Origin of the sequence: Patiriisocius sp. Uisw_017, assembly GCF_047731265.1 — a bacterium.
GTDB lineage: Bacteria > Bacteroidota > Bacteroidia > Flavobacteriales > Flavobacteriaceae > Patiriisocius.
Map to the genome: position 1 here is coordinate 2,950,328 of NZ_CP159835.1, position 20,478 is coordinate 2,970,805.

The 20,478-nt window shown below is 34.8% G+C and carries 17 protein-coding genes; 15 read left to right on the forward strand and 2 right to left on the reverse strand.

Features of this window, described 5'->3' with window-relative positions; all coding sequences use genetic code 11:
* Window positions 1-34: 34 nt before the first annotated feature.
* The 10 genes from lpxA to ABXT67_RS13365 all read left to right on the forward strand — a co-directional run bounded on the left by lpxA (window position 35) and on the right by ABXT67_RS13365 (window position 9,998).
* The gene (gene lpxA / locus ABXT67_RS13320; RefSeq protein ID WP_415374534.1) at window positions 35-820 is read left to right on the forward strand and encodes an acyl-ACP--UDP-N-acetylglucosamine O-acyltransferase; all 786 of its coding nucleotides are present in this window, start codon (window positions 35-37) and stop codon (window positions 818-820) included.
* Between the two features lie 104 nt (window positions 821-924).
* Window positions 925-1,491, forward strand: coding sequence for an elongation factor P (efp, locus tag ABXT67_RS13325; RefSeq protein ID WP_415374535.1), 567 nt, complete (start codon window positions 925-927; stop codon window positions 1,489-1,491).
* An 80-nt stretch (window positions 1,492-1,571) separates the two neighbouring features.
* Window positions 1,572-3,008, forward strand: coding sequence for a hypothetical protein (locus ABXT67_RS13330; RefSeq protein ID WP_415374536.1), 1,437 nt, complete (start codon window positions 1,572-1,574; stop codon window positions 3,006-3,008).
* A gap of 101 nt (window positions 3,009-3,109) precedes the next feature.
* A complete protein-coding gene (locus ABXT67_RS13335; protein ID WP_415374537.1) occupies window positions 3,110-4,045 on the forward strand; it encodes a UDP-3-O-(3-hydroxymyristoyl)glucosamine N-acyltransferase in 936 nt (311 codons plus the stop codon).
* The gene (locus ABXT67_RS13340; RefSeq protein ID WP_415374538.1) at window positions 4,045-4,458 is read left to right on the forward strand and encodes a nuclear transport factor 2 family protein; all 414 of its coding nucleotides are present in this window, start codon (window positions 4,045-4,047) and stop codon (window positions 4,456-4,458) included. The genes ABXT67_RS13335 and ABXT67_RS13340 overlap by 1 nt, the downstream gene beginning before the upstream one ends.
* A gap of 136 nt (window positions 4,459-4,594) precedes the next feature.
* Window positions 4,595-5,467 carry a succinate--CoA ligase subunit alpha gene (sucD, locus tag ABXT67_RS13345; RefSeq protein ID WP_415374539.1) on the forward strand — a complete coding sequence of 291 codons (873 nt, stop codon included), beginning with the start codon at window positions 4,595-4,597 and terminating at the stop codon, window positions 5,465-5,467.
* Window positions 5,468-5,584: 117 nt separating this feature from the next.
* A complete protein-coding gene (gene fabG / locus ABXT67_RS13350; RefSeq protein WP_415374540.1) occupies window positions 5,585-6,331 on the forward strand; it encodes a 3-oxoacyl-[acyl-carrier-protein] reductase in 747 nt (248 codons plus the stop codon).
* Between the two features lie 85 nt (window positions 6,332-6,416).
* Entirely contained in the window at window positions 6,417-8,450 is a 2,034-nt protein-coding gene (locus ABXT67_RS13355; RefSeq protein ID WP_415374541.1) for a VWA domain-containing protein, read from the forward strand.
* A gap of 44 nt (window positions 8,451-8,494) precedes the next feature.
* Complete coding sequence (locus ABXT67_RS13360) at window positions 8,495-9,310, forward strand: prohibitin family protein (protein WP_415374542.1); 816 nt, start codon at window positions 8,495-8,497, stop codon at window positions 9,308-9,310.
* Window positions 9,311-9,605: 295 nt separating this feature from the next.
* Complete coding sequence (locus tag ABXT67_RS13365; protein WP_415374543.1) at window positions 9,606-9,998, forward strand: acyl-CoA thioesterase; 393 nt, start codon at window positions 9,606-9,608, stop codon at window positions 9,996-9,998.
* Between the two features lie 7 nt (window positions 9,999-10,005).
* On the opposite strand, the gene ABXT67_RS13370 is transcribed toward ABXT67_RS13365, so the two are convergent.
* Complete coding sequence (locus ABXT67_RS13370) at window positions 10,006-11,280, reverse strand: mechanosensitive ion channel family protein (protein ID WP_415374544.1); 1,275 nt, start codon at window positions 11,278-11,280, stop codon at window positions 10,006-10,008.
* Window positions 11,281-11,407: 127 nt separating this feature from the next.
* On the reverse strand, window positions 11,408-11,695 hold the full coding sequence (locus tag ABXT67_RS13375; protein ID WP_415374545.1) for a DUF3817 domain-containing protein: 288 nt from the start codon (window positions 11,693-11,695) through the stop codon (window positions 11,408-11,410).
* Between the two features lie 126 nt (window positions 11,696-11,821).
* Between ABXT67_RS13375 and ABXT67_RS13380 the strand changes: the two genes are divergently transcribed.
* The 5 genes from ABXT67_RS13380 (at window position 11,822) to ABXT67_RS13400 (ending at window position 20,340) form a co-directional block, all read left to right on the forward strand.
* Window positions 11,822-14,653 carry a M16 family metallopeptidase gene (locus ABXT67_RS13380; RefSeq protein WP_415374546.1) on the forward strand — a complete coding sequence of 944 codons (2,832 nt, stop codon included), beginning with the start codon at window positions 11,822-11,824 and terminating at the stop codon, window positions 14,651-14,653.
* A gap of 861 nt (window positions 14,654-15,514) precedes the next feature.
* Window positions 15,515-16,327 (forward strand): M23 family metallopeptidase, encoded by an 813-nt coding sequence (locus ABXT67_RS13385; RefSeq protein WP_415374547.1) that lies wholly within the window; start codon window positions 15,515-15,517, stop codon window positions 16,325-16,327.
* A gap of 274 nt (window positions 16,328-16,601) precedes the next feature.
* Window positions 16,602-17,396: a helix-turn-helix domain-containing protein gene (locus ABXT67_RS13390; RefSeq protein ID WP_415374548.1), complete on the forward strand. Its 795-nt coding sequence runs from the start codon at window positions 16,602-16,604 to the stop codon at window positions 17,394-17,396.
* Window positions 17,397-17,639: 243 nt separating this feature from the next.
* A complete protein-coding gene (locus ABXT67_RS13395; protein ID WP_415374549.1) occupies window positions 17,640-19,169 on the forward strand; it encodes a serine hydrolase domain-containing protein in 1,530 nt (509 codons plus the stop codon).
* A 715-nt stretch (window positions 19,170-19,884) separates the two neighbouring features.
* Window positions 19,885-20,340, forward strand: a complete 456-nt coding sequence (locus ABXT67_RS13400) for a VOC family protein (RefSeq protein WP_415374550.1) — start codon at window positions 19,885-19,887, stop codon at window positions 20,338-20,340.
* The last annotated feature ends 138 nt before the right edge of the window (window positions 20,341-20,478 follow it).

Below are 20,478 nucleotides of genomic sequence, written 5' to 3' on the forward strand. Positions count from 1 at the left end.
GCAGATTTTATCCATACTAAATAAGAAAAAAGAAATGAACCAACCATTAGCTTACGTTCATCCAGGAGCCAAGATTGCAAAAAATGTAGTTATTGAGCCATTTACGACTATTCACAACAATGTAATTATTGGAGAGGGTACTTGGATTGGTTCAAATGTTACTATTATGGAAGGCGCAAGAATTGGAAAGAATTGCAACATCTTTCCGGGTGCCGTAATTAGTGCCATTCCTCAGGATTTGAAATTTAATGATGAAGATACCATCGTAGAGATTGGTAATAATGTAACCATACGAGAATACGTTACTATTAATCGTGGAACCGTAGATAGAGGTAAGACTGTAATTGGTAATAATTGCCTTATTATGGCCTATTGCCACATCGCTCACGATTGCATCGTGGGTGATAATTGTATTTTCTCAAACAATAGTACTCTTGCAGGTCACTGCACCGTAGGAGATTTTGTAATACTAGCAGGTATGACAGCAGTACACCAATTTTGTATGGTAGGGAATCACGCTTTTGTAACCGGAGGATCTTTGGTAAGAAAAGATGTACCACCTTTTGTAAAAGCTGCGCGTGAACCTTTATCTTATGTAGGTATTAATTCTATTGGTTTAAGACGAAGAGGGTATACGCCAGAGAAAATTAGAGAAATACAAAATATATACAGACTGCTGTATCAAAAAAATTATAACAATACCCAAGCCTGCGAAATTATTGAAGCTGAAATGGAAGCAACTCCAGAGCGAGATGAAATTTTGCAGTTTATTAAAAATGCCAAACGTGGTATTATGAAGGGATATTTTAGCAATAGCTGAAAAAATTAGGGATTTGTAAAAGCAAAATAAAAGTAAGAATATTAGACTTCAGAAATAATTCTGAATTTTAAACTAAAAAGATACCCGCCTTTGCGGGCATTACTATGGCAACAAGCTCAGATATTAGAAAAGGATTGTGCATTAAGTACAACAACGATATTTATAAAATCATCGAATTTTTACACGTGAAACCTGGAAAAGGCCCTGCGTTTGTAAGAACAAAATTAAAAAGCGTGACCAACGGTAAAGTAGTGGACAATACTTTTTCTGCAGGACATAAAATCGAAGACGTACGTGTGGAGACGCACAAATTTCAATATTTATACAACGATGGAGATTTCTATCACTTTATGAATGAAGCAGACTATACACAAATTAGGCTTGTTGAAGCTTCTCTTGACACTCCAGAGCTAATGAAAGAAGGAGAAGTAGTAACGGTGACAATAAATTCTGAAGACAATTCACCTTTATCGGTAGAATTACCTGCTAGCGTCATTTTAGAAGTAAAGTCAACAGAGCCAGGTATTAAAGGAAATACTGCGACAAATGCAACAAAACCGGCCATCATGGAAACTGGAGCCGAAGTAAATGTGCCATTGTTTATAAATGAAGGAGATAAGATTAAAATTGAAACTGAAAAGGGAACTTATAAAGAACGGATAAAGGAGTAAAACTTAAATATATATATTAAACCCATCCCAACAAGATATCATAGACGGTAATTGCAGTCAATAAAATTAAATTATTAAAAATGAAAAAAATTTTAGGAATAGTACTCGCACTATTTTTAGCAGCTTGTGGAGGAGATGATGAAACTCAACCACCTCAAGAAACTACAATAGATCCAAGCACAAGTATAGTTGATATTATAAATATCACAGATTTTGGGGCAGAAGTTTCAGTGGCATTGCTAGCAAACGAGAACGACCTTATTACTGAAAAAGGAGTGGTTTGGAGTACAAATACAAATCCTACGATTGAGGACAGTATAGTAAGTGGTGGTTCAGGAAACGGTGGTTTTAATGTAACCATTACGGGTCTAGAAAGCGGAACCCAATATAATGTACGTTCCTTTATTACTATTGGGGAAAGCACTATTTACAGTAGCTCGATGTCTTTTAGCACGACAAATAGTTGTTTTAGTAATGTTTTTGAAGGGAGTATAAGATTGGAAACTCAAACAGAAGTTGAAGCCTTTGGAGCAATAGGTTATTGCAAAGTAAGTGGTGGATTACAAATAGGAACACTTTTTAATGACGATGAAAGAATAACAGATATATCTACATTGTCAAGTATAAAAGAAGTTAGATTTTTAACAATTAATAATACCTTATTAAATAATTTAAACTCTTTACAAAACCTTGTAAAGACTGAAATTGTCTCAATGTCTGACAATGTGAATATGTTAAATATAGATGGTTTATCAAATGTAACCTCTCCTATTTATAAAATAAGAATAACAAATCACTCATTACTTCAAAATTTAGATGGGCTCTCCGGACTGGTTTCTATGGATGCTAATTATGCGGGTAGTCTCATGATTTTTAATAACGCTTCTTTAGAAAACATTGATGGGTTGTTAGGAATTACTAGATGGTCTTATGGTGGTATAAGAATTAAATTAAATCCATTATTAACTAATTTAGATGGTTTGTCAAATATTAATGAAATAGAGGTTGTTGATATTAGTATTGAAAGTAACAACTCGTTGTCAAATATTGATGGTTTATCAAACTTTGCTTTTCGAGAAGATACTAATTTTGGAATAAGAAACAATCCTTTATTGAATAACATCGATGTGTTTTCAAACGTAACTTCGTTGGGGGGTTTTTACATGGAAGAATCACCTGGCATAGAAAATTTGAATGCACTCAGCAACCTTTCAAGCTTAGGTAGTTTGATCATTGAAGAAAATGAATCACTAAATAGTATTTCTGATTTAGCAAATTTAGACAGTCTTGGTTCTCTATACATAAGAGGCAATAGTTCTTTACAAAATTTAAATGGTTTAGAAAATTTGTCTACTATTGATTTATCTTTTCTTGTTAGAAATAATAATTTATTATTAGATTTTTGTGCCATAACAACACTTATCGTAGGAGGAGGTTTAAATGGTGAGTATATTGTTTCAAACAACGCCTACAACCCAACCCAACAAGATATCATAGACGGTAATTGCAGTCAATAAGTCATTCTGAATAGTAGATTAACGTTTAAATATTAAATAAATCCCATCACAATGATTATTGTGATGGGATTTTTTATATTTGGTAACCGAATAATTTAACAATGAAATTTCCAAAACCTAAAACACTTCAAGACATTGCAACCATACTTAATTGCGACTTTGTTGGTAATGCAAACTTTCCTGTTTTAGGGATGAATGAAATACACGTGGTGCAGCCGGGAGACATTGTTTTTGTAGACCACCCTAAGTACTATCAAAAGGCACTAGAATCTGCCGCTACTATTGTACTTATTAATAAAAAAATAGCGTGTCCAGAAGGTAAAGCTTTGTTAATTTCAGAAGAACCTTTTAACGATTTCAACAAACTTACAAATCATTTTAATCCGTTTGTCCAAGCACGAGCCGTTATTGCAGACTCCGCAATCATTGGAAAGAATACTGTTGTCCAACCCAATGTTTTTGTTGGGAACAATGTAAAAATTGGTGATGACTGTTTAATCCATAGCAATGTTGTTATTTATGACAATACGGTTATAGGTAATGGGGTAACCATCCATGCAGGAACCGTTCTGGGTGCAGATGCCTTTTATTTTAAAAACAGACCTGAGAAATTTGACAAATTATTAAGTGGTGGTAATGTAGTAATAGAAGATAATGTAGAGATTGGAGCGCTATGTACTATTGATAAAGGAGTAACTGCCTCTACCACGATTGGGGAGGGGACTAAAATAGACAATCAAGTACACGTGGGACACGATACCGTTATAGGAAAACGTTGTTTAATAGCTGCACAAGTGGCAATCGCAGGATGTGTTCTCATTGAAGATTTTGTTACTCTTTGGGGACAAGTGGGTATTACCAGTGGTGTTACCATTGGGGAGAAAGCTATTGTTTCTGGGCAAAGTGGGGTGAGCAAATCATTACCCGGACACAAATCATACTTTGGATCTCCAGCAGACGAATTCAGAGTAAAATACAAAGAGCTGGCATCCATACGGCTGATTCCAGATATAATTGAAAAACTAGACAATTTATAATGAGTAAAAGCGCAAAAGAAATCGTTAAAGGATTTTACAATAGAGATTTTCTTAATGATCACGATACATTAGAAGACTACATCCATCCAGAAATTGTATTAATCTGGAATAGTACTGAAGGGTTAACAATCATGCGTATTGCTGATCTCGTGGATATGTTTAAAGAAATTAAAAGAACGTATGTAGATTTAAGAATGGAAACAAGTCACGTATTAGAAGATGGCAATCACGTTACCATTCGCTATAAGTACTACGTGCGTACCATAGAGAATCCAGATGAAGAATTGGGTATCGCACATTTTATAGCCATTTGGGAAGTAAAAGATGGAAAACTTTTTCGTGGTCATCAAATTAGTCAACCCGTTATGAGTATCGATGATACTAGTGGTTCGTACGACAAAGTAAAAGTATAAAGTTCTTTTATGAGCATTACAAAAATACTACCTTTGCAAAACTTAAATTTGGGTTTAATTTTTATATAAAAATCAACTATAATTTAGGCTAAGTCACAAAAACGAAAAAATCATTTTTTAATACAATAAAGACAATATGAGTGTTTTAGTTAATAAGGATTCAAAAATAATTGTTCAAGGATTTACAGGAAGTGAAGGCACATTTCACGCAGGTCAAATGATTGACTATGGTACTAATATTGTTGGTGGTGTAACTCCAGGAAAAGGAGGGCAAACACACCTTGATAAGCCTGTTTTTAATACGGTTGCTCAGGCAGTTAAAGAAGTGGGAGCAGACACGACTATTATTTTTGTACCGCCAGCTTTTGCCGCAGATGCGATTATGGAAGCTGCAGATGCAGGAATTAAAGTGATAATAACAATTACTGAAGGAATTCCTGTTGGGGATATGATAAAGGCTGCTAATTACATTAAAAGTAGAGATTGCAGATTAATTGGCCCTAACTGTCCAGGGGTAATCACTCCAGGGGAGGCTAAAGTAGGAATTATGCCAGGTTTCGTATTTAAAAAAGGAACTGTTGGAATCGTTTCAAAATCTGGAACGTTAACTTATGAGGCAGCAGACCAAGTGGTAAAGCAAGGATTAGGTATTACAACCGCTATTGGTATTGGTGGAGATCCAATTATTGGAACCACAACAAAAGAAGCGGTAGAAATGTTAATCAACGATCCAGAAACGGAAGCGGTGGTAATGATTGGCGAGATTGGTGGTCAACTCGAAGCAGATGCTGCGCTCTGGTATAAAGCGAGTGGAAGTAAAAAACCTGTAATTGGTTTTATTGCAGGAGAAACTGCTCCAGCTGGAAGAACAATGGGTCACGCAGGTGCCATCGTGGGTGGAAGTGATGATACCGCACAGGCTAAAAAGAAAATTATGCGCGAATGCGGAATTCACGTAGTAGAATCCCCTGCAGAAATTGGCAAAAAAGTTGCTGAGGTGATGGGATAATATTGTAGAAATAACAATCTAAAGCCCTGCTTAAATAGCGGGGCTTTTTTTATATTTGAGATAATTCTTAATAAAGGTACTTATTAACATTAACCGCATATTTAACGGAATCGAAATATGAAATTACTTGAAGGAAAAACAGCGATCATTACCGGCGGAAGTCGTGGCATAGGAAAGGGCATCGTCGAAGCATTTATAAAACACGGGGCAAATGTTGCTTTTACCTATAATTCTTCTTCAGAAGCAGCCGAAGCATTGGCAGCCGAAATGTCAAAAACAGGCTGCAAAGCAAAATCATATAAAAGTGATGCGGCAGATTACGAACAAGCTCAAAAATTAGCGACCGATGTCTTAGAGGATTTTGGGAGTATTGATATTCTCGTGAACAATGCAGGCATTACAAAAGACAATTTGTTAATGCGAATGAGTGAAGCCGATTTTAACAATGTAATAAAAGTAAATTTAAACTCTGTTTTTAATATGACCAAGGCCGTGCAACGCACTATGCTTAAACAACGCAAAGGATCTATTATCAATATGAGTTCGGTTGTTGGAGTAAAAGGAAATGCGGGTCAGGCTAACTATGCCGCATCAAAAGCAGGGATCATTGGATTTTCAAAATCAGTTGCTTTGGAGTTGGGATCACGCGATATACGAAGTAATGTAATTGCTCCTGGTTTTATTGAAACTGAAATGACCGGAAAACTAGATGAAGCTAAGGTTCAATCTTGGAGAGAAGCAATCCCGTTAAAAAGAGGAGGCTCTCCAGAAGACATTGCAAATGCTTGTGTCTTTTTAGCAAGTGATTTGTCGGGTTATATTACAGGACAGGTATTAAACGTTGATGGCGGAATGCTTACTTAGATAAAAGTCGATAGTTGGAAGTTTAGAGTTTTACTATTTACAACAAACGGCGAACTATAAAACAAGAACCCTAAATCTTCAAGCCTTGTCTCCAGAAACCATACTTTATATTGTATTTGCCGCGATAGTCTCCATTATTGTATCTGTGTTTATGTATGGATACAAAACCAAATACAGAGGCAAATTAAGATGGCTTTTTGGAATCCTTAGAGGTATTACAATCTTTAGCATTTTACTGCTAATCATTAATCCAAAATTTAAAAGCGAGACCTATACAACATATAAACCAAAACTTTCAGTAGTATTGGACAACTCTTTTTCAATCAATGAATTAAATCAAACTGAAAATGTAAAATATGTAAAGGGTTTACTTGCCGAAAGTTCTGAGCTTTCCACTAAATTCGATATTGCTTATTTTCAATTTGGGACAAGCTTTAAGGGGGAAGATTCCCTGTCTTTTGATGAAAATAATACGAACATTTCAAGTGTCTTTAATTCCGTTGCTGAAATTTTTGATACTGAAATAGCCCCCACTATTTTAGTGACGGATGGAAATCAAACCATTGGAACTGACTATGAATTTGCTACCAATCAACTTAAAAACCCGGTATACCCAATAATTCTTGGCGATTCCATAAAGTATAAAGATTTAAAAATACAGCAACTGAATACCAATAGATATGCTTTTTTAAAAAATCGATTTCCAGTGGAAGTGGTGTTGGTGTATAGTGGTACTGAAAGTGTTAGTTCAAGATTTACTATAACTCAGGGATCTGCCGTATTGTTTAATCAAAACGTTGCCTTTTCTGAAAGGAACAATTCTAAAACAATTAACCTTACACTGCCCGCTACAAAAGTTGGACTACAGCGCTATACAGCTTCGATTGTTCCTTTGGAAGATGAAAAAAACAAAGTGAATAATAACAAACGTTTTGCAGTTGAGGTGATCGATGAAGCGACCAATGTCCTTATTGTAAGTGATATTATCCATCCAGATTTAGGAATGCTTAAAAAAGCCATTACAACGAACGAACAGCGCACGGTTACATTTAAAAAATCTTCAGAAGCTGCTTCAATATTAAATGAGTATCAATTGATAATCTTGTACCAACCCGATCGAGAGTTTACTTCGGTTTACCGAGAAATTCAAAGGCTGAATAAAAACACCTTCGCTATAACAGGAACAAAAACCGATTGGGATTTTCTAAATTCAGCTCAAAATTATTATACAAAAGACGTCACCAATCAAACCGAGGATCCCAGCGCATTGTTAAACCCAAATTATGGGATATTTGCAATAGATGATATTGGCTTTGATGACTTTCCGCCCTTACAAACACTGTTTGGTCAATTAACAGTTGAGGTTCCTCACGAAACTATTTTAGAGCAAACGATAGATGGTATTCCTAGCGAAAGCCCCTTACTTGCCACCATTGAGATTAATAACACCCGACACGCGATTTGGGATGGCGAATCTCTTTGGAAATGGCGTGCACAATCCTATCTTAAAGGAAAAAGTTTTGAGGACTTTGATGATTTTGTAGGGAAAATGGTACAGTATTTAGCCTCTAATAAACGCCGGAGTAGATTAGAGGTTAGCAGTGAAACCTTTTATCACAATAACAATCCAATAAAAATTTCCGCACAATATTTTGACAAGAGTTTTGTTTTTGACAATAGGGTTTCGCTTTCAATTTCAGTACTAAATACAGAGTCTAAAAAGAGAGAGACGTTCCCAATGTTGCTTAAAAACAACTATTTTGAGGTTGATTTAAACACCTTAGAGGCTGGTGAATATGCATATACTATTTCAGTCACTAACGAGGAGGTAGCGCGCAGTGGTAGCTTTACGATACTTGAGTTTAATATCGAACAACAGTTCTTAAACGCCAACATTGCAAAATTAAGCAGAGTTGCTGAAAAAACTAGAGGAAAGGCTTACTTTCCGGGGCAAGTTGATGATTTAATTAACGATTTATTAGCAGATGAAACCTACGTTTCAGTACAAAAAAGTGAACAAAAAGTAGTATCTTTAATCGATTGGAAATTCTTGTTAGGACTCATTGTTTTGGCGCTGTCCTTAGAATGGTTTACTAGAAAATTTAACGGTCTTATATAAATTAAAATTAATCAAATAGCTGCCTGTCTTTACGGGTGAAAAAAATGGAAAAAATACCTAAAATCGGAATACCCGTAATTATTGTTGTCGTATTATTAATAATATTATTGGCAAAATCTGCGGTAACTATTGACTCTGGAGAGGCCGGAGTGCTTTATAAAACTTTTAATAATGGTGTTGTAACAGATGAGCCACCATTGGGTGAAGGTTTTCACATCATAGCACCTTGGAATAAAGTGTATGTTTATGAAGTGAGACAGCAAGAATTATTCGAAAAAATGAAAGTTTTATCGTCTAATGGACTTGAAATACAAATCGACGCATCTGCTTGGTATGAGCCTGTTTATAATGAATTAGGTAACCTACACCAAAGTCTAGGAGAAAACTACTTGCAGCGTGTTATACAGCCTGCAATTCGTTCTGCTGCAAGAAGTGTTGTAGGGCGTTATACACCAGAACAATTGTACAGTAGTAAACGTGATGCAATCCAAGATGAAATTTTTGCTGAGACAAAAACAATTCTTGCTAAGCAATATGTACAATTAAACGAAGTGTTGGTGCGTGATGTTACTTTACCAAACACTATTAAAGACGCTATTGAACGTAAATTGAAGCAAGAGCAAGAATCTTTAGAATATGAGTTTAGACTTGTTACTGCCGCAAAAGAAGCTGAAAAAGTAATTATTGAGGCGGAAGGTAAAGCAGAATCAAACAGAATTTTGAGCGCATCACTAACAGATAAAATCCTACAGGATAAAGGGATTGATGCTACTATAAAATTGTCTGAATCTCCAAATACTAAGGTGATCATTATTGGAGGTGGAGAAAGTGGTATGCCTTTGATACTAGGAGATAACTAATAAAAGAACACTATAAAAAACCACTTTCTATTTTAGAGAGTGGTTTTTTTATGTCCAACAGTCAAGCTATGCACCTTGAAAATGCGGCAAATTCTTCAAACATTAAATTTCATAGCAAACAAAGATCATCTTGAAAACCCCTGTTGCCTTAATTCAATTACTCCATTTATTTTACATCAAAATATAGAAGGCTCCTTACCGTTACCAGCTCCTCATTTTATCGAAAAGATAAAAGAGTATTTTAGCACTACTTTACAAATAGCACAAATAAGCATCTTTAAAACTTTATGTTACTATGAATTTCCACACAAGAAAATGGATTAAGCCAGAAGATTTAAATCCCAACGGCACCCTATTTGGAGGCAGGTTGTTGCAATGGATCGATGAGGAAGCAGCATTGTACGCTATTATACAGCTAGAAAACCAAAACACGGTCACTAAATACATTAGCGAAATTAATTTTAGAAGTTCTGCTAAGAAGGGCGATATAATAGAGATAGGATTACAACCTATTAAATATGGAAGAACCTCTTTGACGCTGGCTTGCGAAGTGCGAAATAAAATGACCCGAGCATCGATCATTACTATTGACACCATAATTATGGTAAGTCTGGGTCCTGACAGAAAACCTCAAGCACACGGTAAAACCAAAATAGAATATGTGAAAGATAGGTTTACTGACGGCTAATTGGCGCTTATTTATTCTTACCAGTGAGGCCACCAAAGTCACTGCCAGATGGGCTTTCAAATAATTCCAGTCCAAAATAAGGAATGGCTGCTATCAAGTGGTCAAAAATATCTGCCTGAATGCGTTCGTAGTTTTCCCACGTTTTGTCATAACTAAAACAAAATATTTCAATAGGAATCCCTTTATCTGTAGGTTGTAAGTGGCGAACCATTAAAAATAGATCTTGATTGATGAGTTTGTTTTCAAGAAGAAACGATTCCGCATAATTTCTGAAGATGCCTAAATTGGTTTGGTTCCTTCCGTTAATAAGAAACGCTTTATCTGCTTGTATCGCAGCATTGTGTTTTAACAGGTCTTTTTCCCGATGTTCTATATAAGGGGCAATAAGCTGTATCTTTTTCAGGGCGTCTAATTTTTCAGCATCCATAAAATGTATGGTATTCTGTTTTATAAATAGAGAGCGTTTTATCCTTCTGCCTTTGCTTTCTTGCATGCCACGCCAGTTCTGGAAAGAATCTGCAATAAGGCTGTAGGTTGGAATTGTAGTAAACGTATTGTCAAAATTTTGAACTAGAACTGTGGCGAGGTTTATTTCAGTAACATACCCATCTGCACCGAATTTGCTAAACGTAATCCAATCTCCAATGCGCACAATATCATTAACAGAAACCTGAATGCTTGCAACAAAGCCAAGAAGCGTATCCTTAAAAATTAATAACACAATGGCAGAAGTTGCCCCCAATGTAGCAATACTTCCAAAATTAAAATCAAACAACAGGGTCACAAAAAAGAAAATACCAATACCCCAAGCAAAAATCATCATCACCTGCACGTAACTCTGTATGGGTTTGTCGTGATATCTTTCTCTAGTTTCAGCATAATTCTTTAAGGTTCTTAAAATACTTCTAAACGCTAATATAGATAAGACCGTTCCATATAACTTTAACCCTGTGATCCCTAAGGCAGCGACGGCCTGATAGTCTTTAAATACAATGGGAATGATAAAAAAGAAGATTGAAATAGGTACAAAATGCGCAATAAAACGCGGGAAATTACTTTCCATTAAGAAATCGTCAAAAGTCTTGGTATTGCTATCGCCAAAAAGCTTGACTACCTGTATAATTAATTTCCGGGTAATAATATCTAAAAGGGTTGCTATTATTGTAACCACTAAAAGAACAATGGCTATTACAAGAATGTTTGCCAGCGTTTCGTTCATATCAAAACTTCCAAGATAGTCTTGAAAGGATTCATAAAGACGTGTTACAGTTTCTTTATTCATTTCTTAGGTTTTAATGCCAAAACAGCTTGTTTTTTTTTCTCAGCGCTATGATGGCAACTTGTTCTATCTTTATTTTGTAAGCTGTTTTTTTGATATCTACTCATTTGAAAGCCTGCCACGAGACAGCCTATTTCTTAGGTAAATATTTTTGGTCTGCGTAAAAGGGACCAAAAGGTAAGATAGAGCAAAGTACTACAATAACCAGAATCTTAACACTCCAATTTAGTACTTGACTCATATAAACTGCTCCAGCAATATACAGCAGAAATAAAACACCGTGCGCCATTCCAACTATTTGCACCATTTCTGGGACATCCCAAATATATTTCAACGGCATCGCAATACCCAACAAGAGTAAGAAAGACATAGCCTCAAGAATACTAATTATCCTAAAACCTTTTACCGATATATTCATTTTTATAAATTTTATGCAAAGATAATTGAATAGCTTTATGCTTATATATTTTAAGAAAACTTTACCTTAATATCTAGGTTAATGTGGTTATATTTCTGATTGTTAAACCAACAATGAATAAATCCTATGCAAAAGACTTTTCTACTGCCGCTATTAGTCCTTCCACTTCTTTTTTCTTCTTGTGATAAAAAGAGTGAAACTACAGAAGAAGAAACAACCGAATTCAAACTAGACTATGAAAAGTTTACTTTAGAAAATGGTCTAGAAGTAATATTACACGTGGATAAAAGCGATCCTATTGTTGCGGTAGCAACGGTAATGCATGTAGGTTCTAATCGCGAAAAACCCGGGAAAACTGGTTTTGCACATTTCTTTGAACACATGTCTTTTAATGATTCTGAAAATGTACCCGTGGGCGCCAACCGAAAAATGATCCCAGAATGGGGTGGAAGCCGAAATGGAGGCACTTGGAGCGATGGTACCATCTATTATGAAGTAGTGCCTAAGGATGCCTTCGAAAAAATATTGTGGATAGACAGTGATCGTTTTGGATATATGCTCAATACCGTTACAAAAGAAGCGTTGGAGCGGGAAAAACAAGTCGTTAAAAATGAAAAACGCCAGCGTGTTGATAATGCACCCTACGGTTATACAGACGAAATCATCAGAAAAAACTTGTATCCTGCAGGACATCCATATAGTTGGACGGTAATTGGAGCGTTACCAGATCTGCAAGCTGCAACCTTAGAAGATGTAAAAGAATTTTACCGTGAATATTATGGTGCAGCAAATGCGTCTTTAGTAATTGCTGGTGATATTGAAATTGAAGAAACAAAAGAGCTTGTAAAAAAATGGTTTGGTGAAATTCTAAGTGGTCCAGAAGTAGCAGCTTTAAACCCAATGCCCGTAACGCTTACTGAAACTAAATCCTTGTATTTCAAGGATAATTTTGCCAAACTACCAGAATTGAGAATGGTGTTTCCAACGGTTGAAAACTATAACCAAGATTCCTACGCACTTCAAGTTTTAGGACAGTTATTAAGCGGAAGTAAAAAAGCAGCACTGTATAAAAGTATTGTGGAAGAAAAGAAATTAGCGCCACGTGTTTATTCGTATCAAAATAGCAGCGAATTAGCAGGTGAATTTGTGATACAAGTGCGCGGTAATGAGGGCGTACCATTAGATAATGTAAAGGCAGCCATAGATCAAGGGCTCCTAAACTTTGAAACCAACGGATTTACAGATAATGAGCTCACCAGAATCAAAGCGGAATTAGAAACTCAGGTATATGAAGGCGTTGCTACGGTATTGAACAAGGCATTCCAACTAGTTTCCGATAATGAATTTGCAGGTGATCCAGAACGAACCATTAAGGATACAGATATTATTAAAAACCTTAAGCGTGAAGATATTATGGCGGTGTATCAAAAATACATCAAGGGTAAACATTATATAATGACCAGCGTCATTCCTAAAGACACACCAGAGCTTGCCATTAGCGATGCTAAAGAGGCTACTGTCTGGATTGAAGAAGTAGCTACTATGGCGGCAAGCGAAGAAGTAAGCCAAGGAGCAGAGGCAGTGTATGAAAAAACCCCTTCAAAATTTGATAGGTCTGAGCCTGCTTTTAGAGACGCCCCACTTTTAAAAATGCCAGAGGTTTGGACAGCAAGTTTAGAAAATGGTATGAACCTTTACGGAATCGAAAACAACGAACTGCCCTTGGTTAACTTTGAAATATCCATTACCGGGGGACACAGCCTAGATCCTGAAGGAAAAGCAGGCATCGCTTCTTTAATGGCAGACTTAATGAACGAAGGAACTAAAACGAAGACTGCGGCAGCGTTGGAAGAGGCCGTTGGTCTTTTAGGTTCAAGCATCTATATAGGTTCCGGTGCTGATGAAATTTTTATTAGCGGAAACTGTCTTGCAAGAAATTTTGATGCAACGATACAATTGGTAGCAGAAATGATTTTAGAGCCACGTTGGGATGAAACAGAATTCAATCGTTTAAAACAGGAATTGCTTACTTCACTAAAAGGAAGAGAAGCAAACCCAACCGCTATTGCGGCCATCAATTTTAGTAAATTATTATACGGAGAAAATCACCCTTATGGAATCCCAACCAACGGTACTTTAGAAACGGCTGAAAATATCACTTTAGAAGATGTAAAAGCGTTCTATAAAAACCTCAGTCCAAAAGCAACAAGCTTTCACGTAGTAGGAAGTATAGACCAAGCTAAGGTAAGCAATACATTAAGTTCTTTGGAGAAAAATTGGACTGGTGATACAATTACAATGCCTGCGATGGAAATTACAACAAACGATATTGCGGGTAATTTGTACTTTATAGATGTCCCCAATGCAAAACAATCGGTCTTGTATATTGGCAACGTTTCACTTTCAACAAACGATCCAGCGGCTCAGAAATTAGATTATGCAAACGAAATTTTAGGAGGTGGTTCTAGTGGACGTTTATTTCAAACATTGCGAATAGAGAAAGGATATACATATGGTGCCTACTCATACTTACCCAATCGCATGGATAAAGGAGCCTTCACAATTACCTCGAGTGTTCGTGCCAATGCAACCTTGCCATCACTAGAGATCATTGAGGATATGGTCAAAGAATACGGCCCAGGGTTTACCCAGGAAGATGTTGAACTAACGAAGAATAAAATAGTAAAAGCAAACACCCGTGCTTTTGAGTCTTTTAGAGCAAAAATTGGATTGCTAAGCAACATTAGCAAATACGATAAGCCCCTCAACTATGTAGACAAAGAACAAGCGCTACTTGCCAATATGAGTTTAGAAGATTTTAAAGCCACCATCAACAAACACATAGCTGAAAATGCGATGGTGTATCTAGTAGTAGGAGACAAGGCAACACAATTGAGTCAGGTTAAAAAGCTGGGTAAAAATGTTATCGAGTTGGATATCTACGGAAATGAACTGTAGCCAAAAGCCTTCATTATTAGCGAAAATTCTTTAGAGAAATTAAACAAAAAACGCTGCCGGAAAATAACGAAAGCACAACAAATAACTAAGATAAAAAACATCCCTTTTCTTCGTTAAAGACCGATCGTAATAGGCTAGGCGCAGCTTTTTATAGGGATGCTTTGCGACTTTTTTATTCATTCTATTTTCTAGTCTTAACATACCGGGCAAATTCATTTCAATTGTATGGAATGATTGGTCCTGTTTTCTATAACTGCATCCAACCTAGAAGGTTCGCACATTGAGAACATCTCAAAGACAAGGTGATAAGCCCCTTTTTTGTGGATTGTGGAGTTCCTTAAAAATATACTGCTCCAAGCAGCTATTATTTATCAAAACGAGTAGATCCAAAGGGCAATGGGTGCTATGCCCTACAAACCAACTGCTGTAAGATTTAAATAAAAGCAAAAAAAATCAGGTACTTATACCTATTGACATTAAACTCCCATGCTTCTATATTTACGAATATAGAAGCCCTTTTATGATCTAGCATACAAGAAACACAAACCAAAGGCTGGAACACTAACAATACCCTAAGCGGTAAACTAAAGAGTGTTTTAGAAAGGCTGGGGGAGTGCTTAGTGCATAAATTGGTTTTTTTACCATCGCCTGTAAAAAATAATTAGCGTGAATACGGGAAACCGTAATAAAAGAAATAGCATAAAGAGTATTTTTAAACATTACAAAGCTGCGGGCACGCAGGTGGCAAGAAATAATTTTAATAAAAACATCATAAACCTTTTAGATTTGTGATTATATAATAGAAATAAACGTCATATGGTGTTTATATACATGTTGGCAATAATTTAACCCAGAACCTAAATGAAAAACTATTTGTTATTAACTTTCCTACTAATTACATCACTATGTAAAGCTGAACATAAAGTCAAAATATATTATGAACAAATTGAAAATGGTTACAATATCTACGCTGATAATGATGAATTTTGCCCAGTGAGTGTAAAAGTTGACTTTACCATCACTAATTTGAATATAAAGGGTGGAAACAATAATGTTTATATTGTCAATGCAAAGAGTAAAAAACAACTTCTTACGTCTCTTAAAGTTTCTAAAAACGGTAAAGCATATAAGTTTTCCTTTAAATACTGGACGAACTACGGAAAACATAATAATAAAGAATATGACAATGATTTCATATATAACTTACCTTTTAAAACCTTAAATCAGTTTAAAATTTATCAAGGTTACAATGGGAATTTTTCCCATCAAAATGAAAATTATTTGGATTTCACAATGCCAATTGGAACAGAATTAACCGCTGTTAGAGAAGGTGTAGTAATTAAAGTAATAGAAAAGAATAACAAAAATTGTGGAAAAGAAGAATGTAAAAAATATAATAACCTTATAATAATTTATCATCCTGACGGAACTTTTGCAGAATATGCACATATCAAGCAAAATGGTTCTAAAGTAAAAGTTGGTGACAAAGTTTCAAAAGGACAACTAATTGGGTATAGTGGAAATGTTGGATGGAGTAATGGACCACATTTACATCTGGTAGTATATAATCAAAATTTAGAAAATAGAGAAACATTGAAAACAAAATTCAAAACAGATGATGGTAATACTGTGGAATACCTAGTGGAAAAAAAAGTATATTCAAGAAATTATTAAAAAAACTATTGCCAACAATGGCTATAAGTAATTGCTTGTTCTTGTCTGCTTCTGAAAATCCTCGCGGATTTTCAGTTTGGTGTGTACTTGCAAAGTTAAGTGCTAAACCACGCAACTACTCATAGCCGAGACCGTTGGCATTCATTAGAATACTCGTTTACAATAAAATTAGGTGCTTAAAACCCGAATGTCGTACAAATGTCATCCATAAAACACTGTTAATTTTTGGAAAGTTTTATGATTGAAGATATTTTTGCTTAAAATTTCAAATAAAATGGACAAACTTGTTTTTGGAAAAGAATTAATTAAAGCACGAAAAGCTAAAGGTTTAACACAAGCAGAAGTTGCTGAAAAATGTAATGTAACAATTCGTACAATTCAGAGAATTGAATCTGGTGCTGTAAATCCGAGAAGTTCTACTATTAAAATTATTTCTAAATTTTTAGAAGTTGATTTTTTCGAAATCTCAAATCAAAACTTAAAATTGAAAAACCATACTATTTTATGGTATCTAAAAGACCTTTTTAATTTTAAAACAAATGCAATAAAAAAAATCTCAATCCTATCTACTTCAATTTTAATTTTAACTCTTATATGTATCAACATATTTAGCATTGAAGCACAATCTAAAAGCTCGAAAAAAGAACAGAATGCTGAATTAAAAAGTGAAGACAGAAAAGTTGATTTCTCTAAGGACTTTGACAAATTTAAAATCGAGGAAAACTTGGTGTTTGTTACAAAAAATAATAAACATGGATTGTTCTATCTAGACGGTAAAACAATTGTTCCTTGCGAATATGATGAATTTGAAATTGAAGAAAATTTTGTCTTTACCTTTAAAAACAACAAACGTGGGTTGATGAATTTATATGGAGAAACAATCATTCCTTGCGAATATGATGAATTTGAAATTGAAGAAAATTTTGTCTTTACCTTTAAAAACAACAAGCGTGGGTTGATGAATTTATATGGAGAAACAATCATTCCTTGCAAATATGATAGTTTTAAAATTGAAGGCTCTATTGCAATTGTCACAAAAGACGGAAAAATGAAACAAATACAGCTTTAAAATCTTGAAGCGAAAAATGGGTATATGTAATTGCAAAGTTAACAGCTAACTCAAAAAACTATTCCTAATCAAAACGTTGCCTTTATTTGAGAATAAAAATGAAAATTCAATAATTGAACCCAACGAATCGATTTATTGTACTATAGCAACTAAAGCAATAAGAGAATATATTTAAACATTTTATTTTATAAAACCAGTCCATCAAGACATAATTATTACCCTAATTAAAACAGTCTAACACATATGAAAATAACAGCAATTACACTGCTAATATTCTTACTCTTCTTAAGCTCTTGCAGCAAGACAGAAAAATTAGATTATCCTGAGTTCAATAAAGCCTATACTGATTTTATAGAATTAGCTACAAACGAATTTGGAACAAAATATGGAACGGCCATATCGGTCGTAAAAGACGACCGTATCATATTTGAGAAATATCTAGGAATAGCTGATGTTGATAAAAATATAAAAGTTAGTGAAAACACCCTTTTTTATATTGCTTCAATTACCAAATCGTTCACAGCAATGGCTGCTTTAATTCTCGAATCTAAAGGCCAACTTGATTTTGATAAATCATTAGCGGCATCCTTTCCAGAAATTAATTTTGCGCCAGAGCTTAAAGCCGATAGCATTACTATTGAACACTTGATTGTACATACATCTGGAATAGAAAATCCCCCCATAGGGACTTTAAAAGCGTACACAGGTTCTTATGATAAAGATAAATTACTTGGATTATTGGAACAATTTACAGTAGTCAACACCGATGCTCCCTTTGGCGAATTTGAATACACCAATATAGGATACAATATTCTAGAAATAATTATGGAAAGAGAATTGGGTACTGATTGGAAATCATTGGTTGAGCAAGAAGTACTACAACCTTTAAAAATGAATCATACAAGTACACGTATGTCTACGGCTATAAAGCAAGGTTGGGAAATTGCAAAACCACACACACAAAATAATGATAAAAATCAATTAACTCGTCTTTCTTTAGAAAAAAAGGATAATACAATGCATGCCGCTGGTGGTATAATATCAACTGCCCAAGACATGGCAAGATGGATGATAGTACAATTAAACAATGGTAAAATTGATGAAGAACAAATAATCGACTCTAGTTTAGTTAACAATAGCCAGTTAAAACATGCCGAGCAGGATAGAGAGTGGTATGACCTTAAACGCTTCGGTTACGGTTACGGTTGGAACATAGCTACTAATCCAATAGGAGACTCTCTCGTTCATCATTATGGTGGGTTTAACGGTATGCATGCTCAATTCTCATTTGTGCGTAATACTGGGCTTGGTGTAGTTATAATGGCAAACGAAGCAGAGATGAGTCAATACCTTAATACTTTACTTAGTGCTTATGTATTTGATTATTTCTCAAAAAGAGAAAATTTAGATATTTACTATAAAGAAAAAATGAAAAAGTACCATAAAGATTATGCGCAAGCAATTGCATCAGATAATGAATATATGATTGAAATCGCAAAAAGACCTTGGAAGCTTGAACTACCTTTCTCTTCTTATGTTGGAACTTATACAAGTGATTTATTTGGTTCCTTAATAGTACAAGAAGTTGAAGAAAACAAATTGATAGTTATCATTGGTAACCTAAAATCTGATATAGCAACCCCACACACAACAAATGCTATTAGAGTACAAATGGCAAAAATAGGTGGTTTTCCAATCCAATTTACTTTAAATAAAAATACTGTAGAAAAAGCTACTTGGAAAGGACTAACATTTAACAAAGTAATAAATTAAAAACAACGAAAAGGTAACACCGTATAAAATTAATTGCTGGTTTTAGCTTACTTACGAAGGTCCTCGCGGACTTTCTATCTGTGATTTATTTATTAACTTTAGTGCTTAAACCACGCAACTAACCTTATACAAACACGTTAGTGTGTTTTGACCCCCATAAAACAAGAAAAACCATCTTCATTTCAAATTATAAGTAAACATTTAGCATTTTATTTATCAAAACGAGAAGATCCAAAGTGCAATGGGTGCTATGCCCTACAAACCAACTGCTGTAAAATTTAAATAAAAGCAAAAAAAATCAGGTACTTATACCTATTGACATTAAACTCCAATGCTTCTATATTTACGAATATAGAAGCCCTTTTATGATCCAGCATACAAGAAACACAAACCAAATGCTGGAACACTACCAATACTCTAAGCGGTAAACTAAAGAGTGTTTTAGAAAGGCTGGGGGAGTGCTTGGTGCATAAATTGGTTTTTTTACCATCGCCTGTAAAAAATAATTAGCGTGAATACGGGAAACCGTAATAAAACAAATAGCATAAAGAGTATTTTTAAACATTACAAAGCTGCCGGCACGCAGGTGGCAAGAAATAATTTTAATAAAAACATCATAAACCTTTTAGATTTGTGATGATATAATGGAGATAAACGTCATATGGGGTTTATATACATGTTGTATACAAGCTAAAAACAGAACTAAAAAAAAATTATGAAAAAAGCAATAATTCTACTGATTTTAATTCAGTTTTCAAATGTTGTTATCGGACAAGAAAAAAAAGATTTCTCTCTTTCATTTAATCATATGGCGTTGTCAGTTAAAGACGTAAATGTATCAGCAGAATTTTACACAAATGTTCTTAACTTGGAAATAATTCCATTGCCACCAGAAGCTGAAAATGTAAAATGGATTTCATTAGGAGATGGTAAAGAATTACACCTATTATCAATTTTCAAAGATGATATTAAGACAAATAAGGCTATACATCTTGCTTTATCAACTGCGAATTTTGATGAATTTGTGCAGAAACTCACAAAAATGAATATCGAATACTCTGATTTCCCTGGTAACCTAAATAAGATTAACATTAGACCTGATGGAATAACGCAAGTGTTCTTTCAAGACCCTGATGGCTATTGGATTGAAGTGAATAGCATTAATGAATAAAATAAAGCCTGTATACAACACGGTGTATAATTAATTGCTTGGTCACTGCCGACTTACGAACATTCCTACGGAATATTCTATCTGTGATTTATTTGCTAAATTAGTTGCTTAACCACGCAACTAACCATACACAAAACG

What these genes read in the sequence shown, in the direction of transcription:
- ABXT67_RS13335 (WP_415374537.1), top strand. Translation starts at nt 3,110, where the DNA reads ATGAAATTTCCAAAACCTAAAACACTTCAAGACATTGCAACCATACTT.
- ABXT67_RS13385 (WP_415374547.1), top strand. Translation starts at nt 15,515, where the DNA reads ATGAAAAACTATTTGTTATTAACTTTCCTACTAATTACATCACTATGT.
- ABXT67_RS13375 (WP_415374545.1), bottom strand. Translation starts at nt 11,695, where the DNA reads ATGAATATATCGGTAAAAGGTTTTAGGATAATTAGTATTCTTGAGGCT.
- sucD (WP_415374539.1), top strand. Translation starts at nt 4,595, where the DNA reads ATGAGTGTTTTAGTTAATAAGGATTCAAAAATAATTGTTCAAGGATTT.
- fabG (WP_415374540.1), top strand. Translation starts at nt 5,585, where the DNA reads ATGAAATTACTTGAAGGAAAAACAGCGATCATTACCGGCGGAAGTCGT.
- ABXT67_RS13390 (WP_415374548.1), top strand. Translation starts at nt 16,602, where the DNA reads ATGGACAAACTTGTTTTTGGAAAAGAATTAATTAAAGCACGAAAAGCT.
- ABXT67_RS13340 (WP_415374538.1), top strand. Translation starts at nt 4,045, where the DNA reads ATGAGTAAAAGCGCAAAAGAAATCGTTAAAGGATTTTACAATAGAGAT.
- ABXT67_RS13380 (WP_415374546.1), top strand. Translation starts at nt 11,822, where the DNA reads ATGCAAAAGACTTTTCTACTGCCGCTATTAGTCCTTCCACTTCTTTTT.
- ABXT67_RS13370 (WP_415374544.1), bottom strand. Translation starts at nt 11,280, where the DNA reads ATGAATAAAGAAACTGTAACACGTCTTTATGAATCCTTTCAAGACTAT.
- ABXT67_RS13360 (WP_415374542.1), top strand. Translation starts at nt 8,495, where the DNA reads ATGGAAAAAATACCTAAAATCGGAATACCCGTAATTATTGTTGTCGTA.
- ABXT67_RS13395 (WP_415374549.1), top strand. Translation starts at nt 17,640, where the DNA reads ATGAAAATAACAGCAATTACACTGCTAATATTCTTACTCTTCTTAAGC.
- ABXT67_RS13365 (WP_415374543.1), top strand. Translation starts at nt 9,606, where the DNA reads ATGAATTTCCACACAAGAAAATGGATTAAGCCAGAAGATTTAAATCCC.
- ABXT67_RS13400 (WP_415374550.1), top strand. Translation starts at nt 19,885, where the DNA reads ATGAAAAAAGCAATAATTCTACTGATTTTAATTCAGTTTTCAAATGTT.
- efp (WP_415374535.1), top strand. Translation starts at nt 925, where the DNA reads ATGGCAACAAGCTCAGATATTAGAAAAGGATTGTGCATTAAGTACAAC.
- ABXT67_RS13330 (WP_415374536.1), top strand. Translation starts at nt 1,572, where the DNA reads ATGAAAAAAATTTTAGGAATAGTACTCGCACTATTTTTAGCAGCTTGT.
- lpxA (WP_415374534.1), top strand. Translation starts at nt 35, where the DNA reads ATGAACCAACCATTAGCTTACGTTCATCCAGGAGCCAAGATTGCAAAA.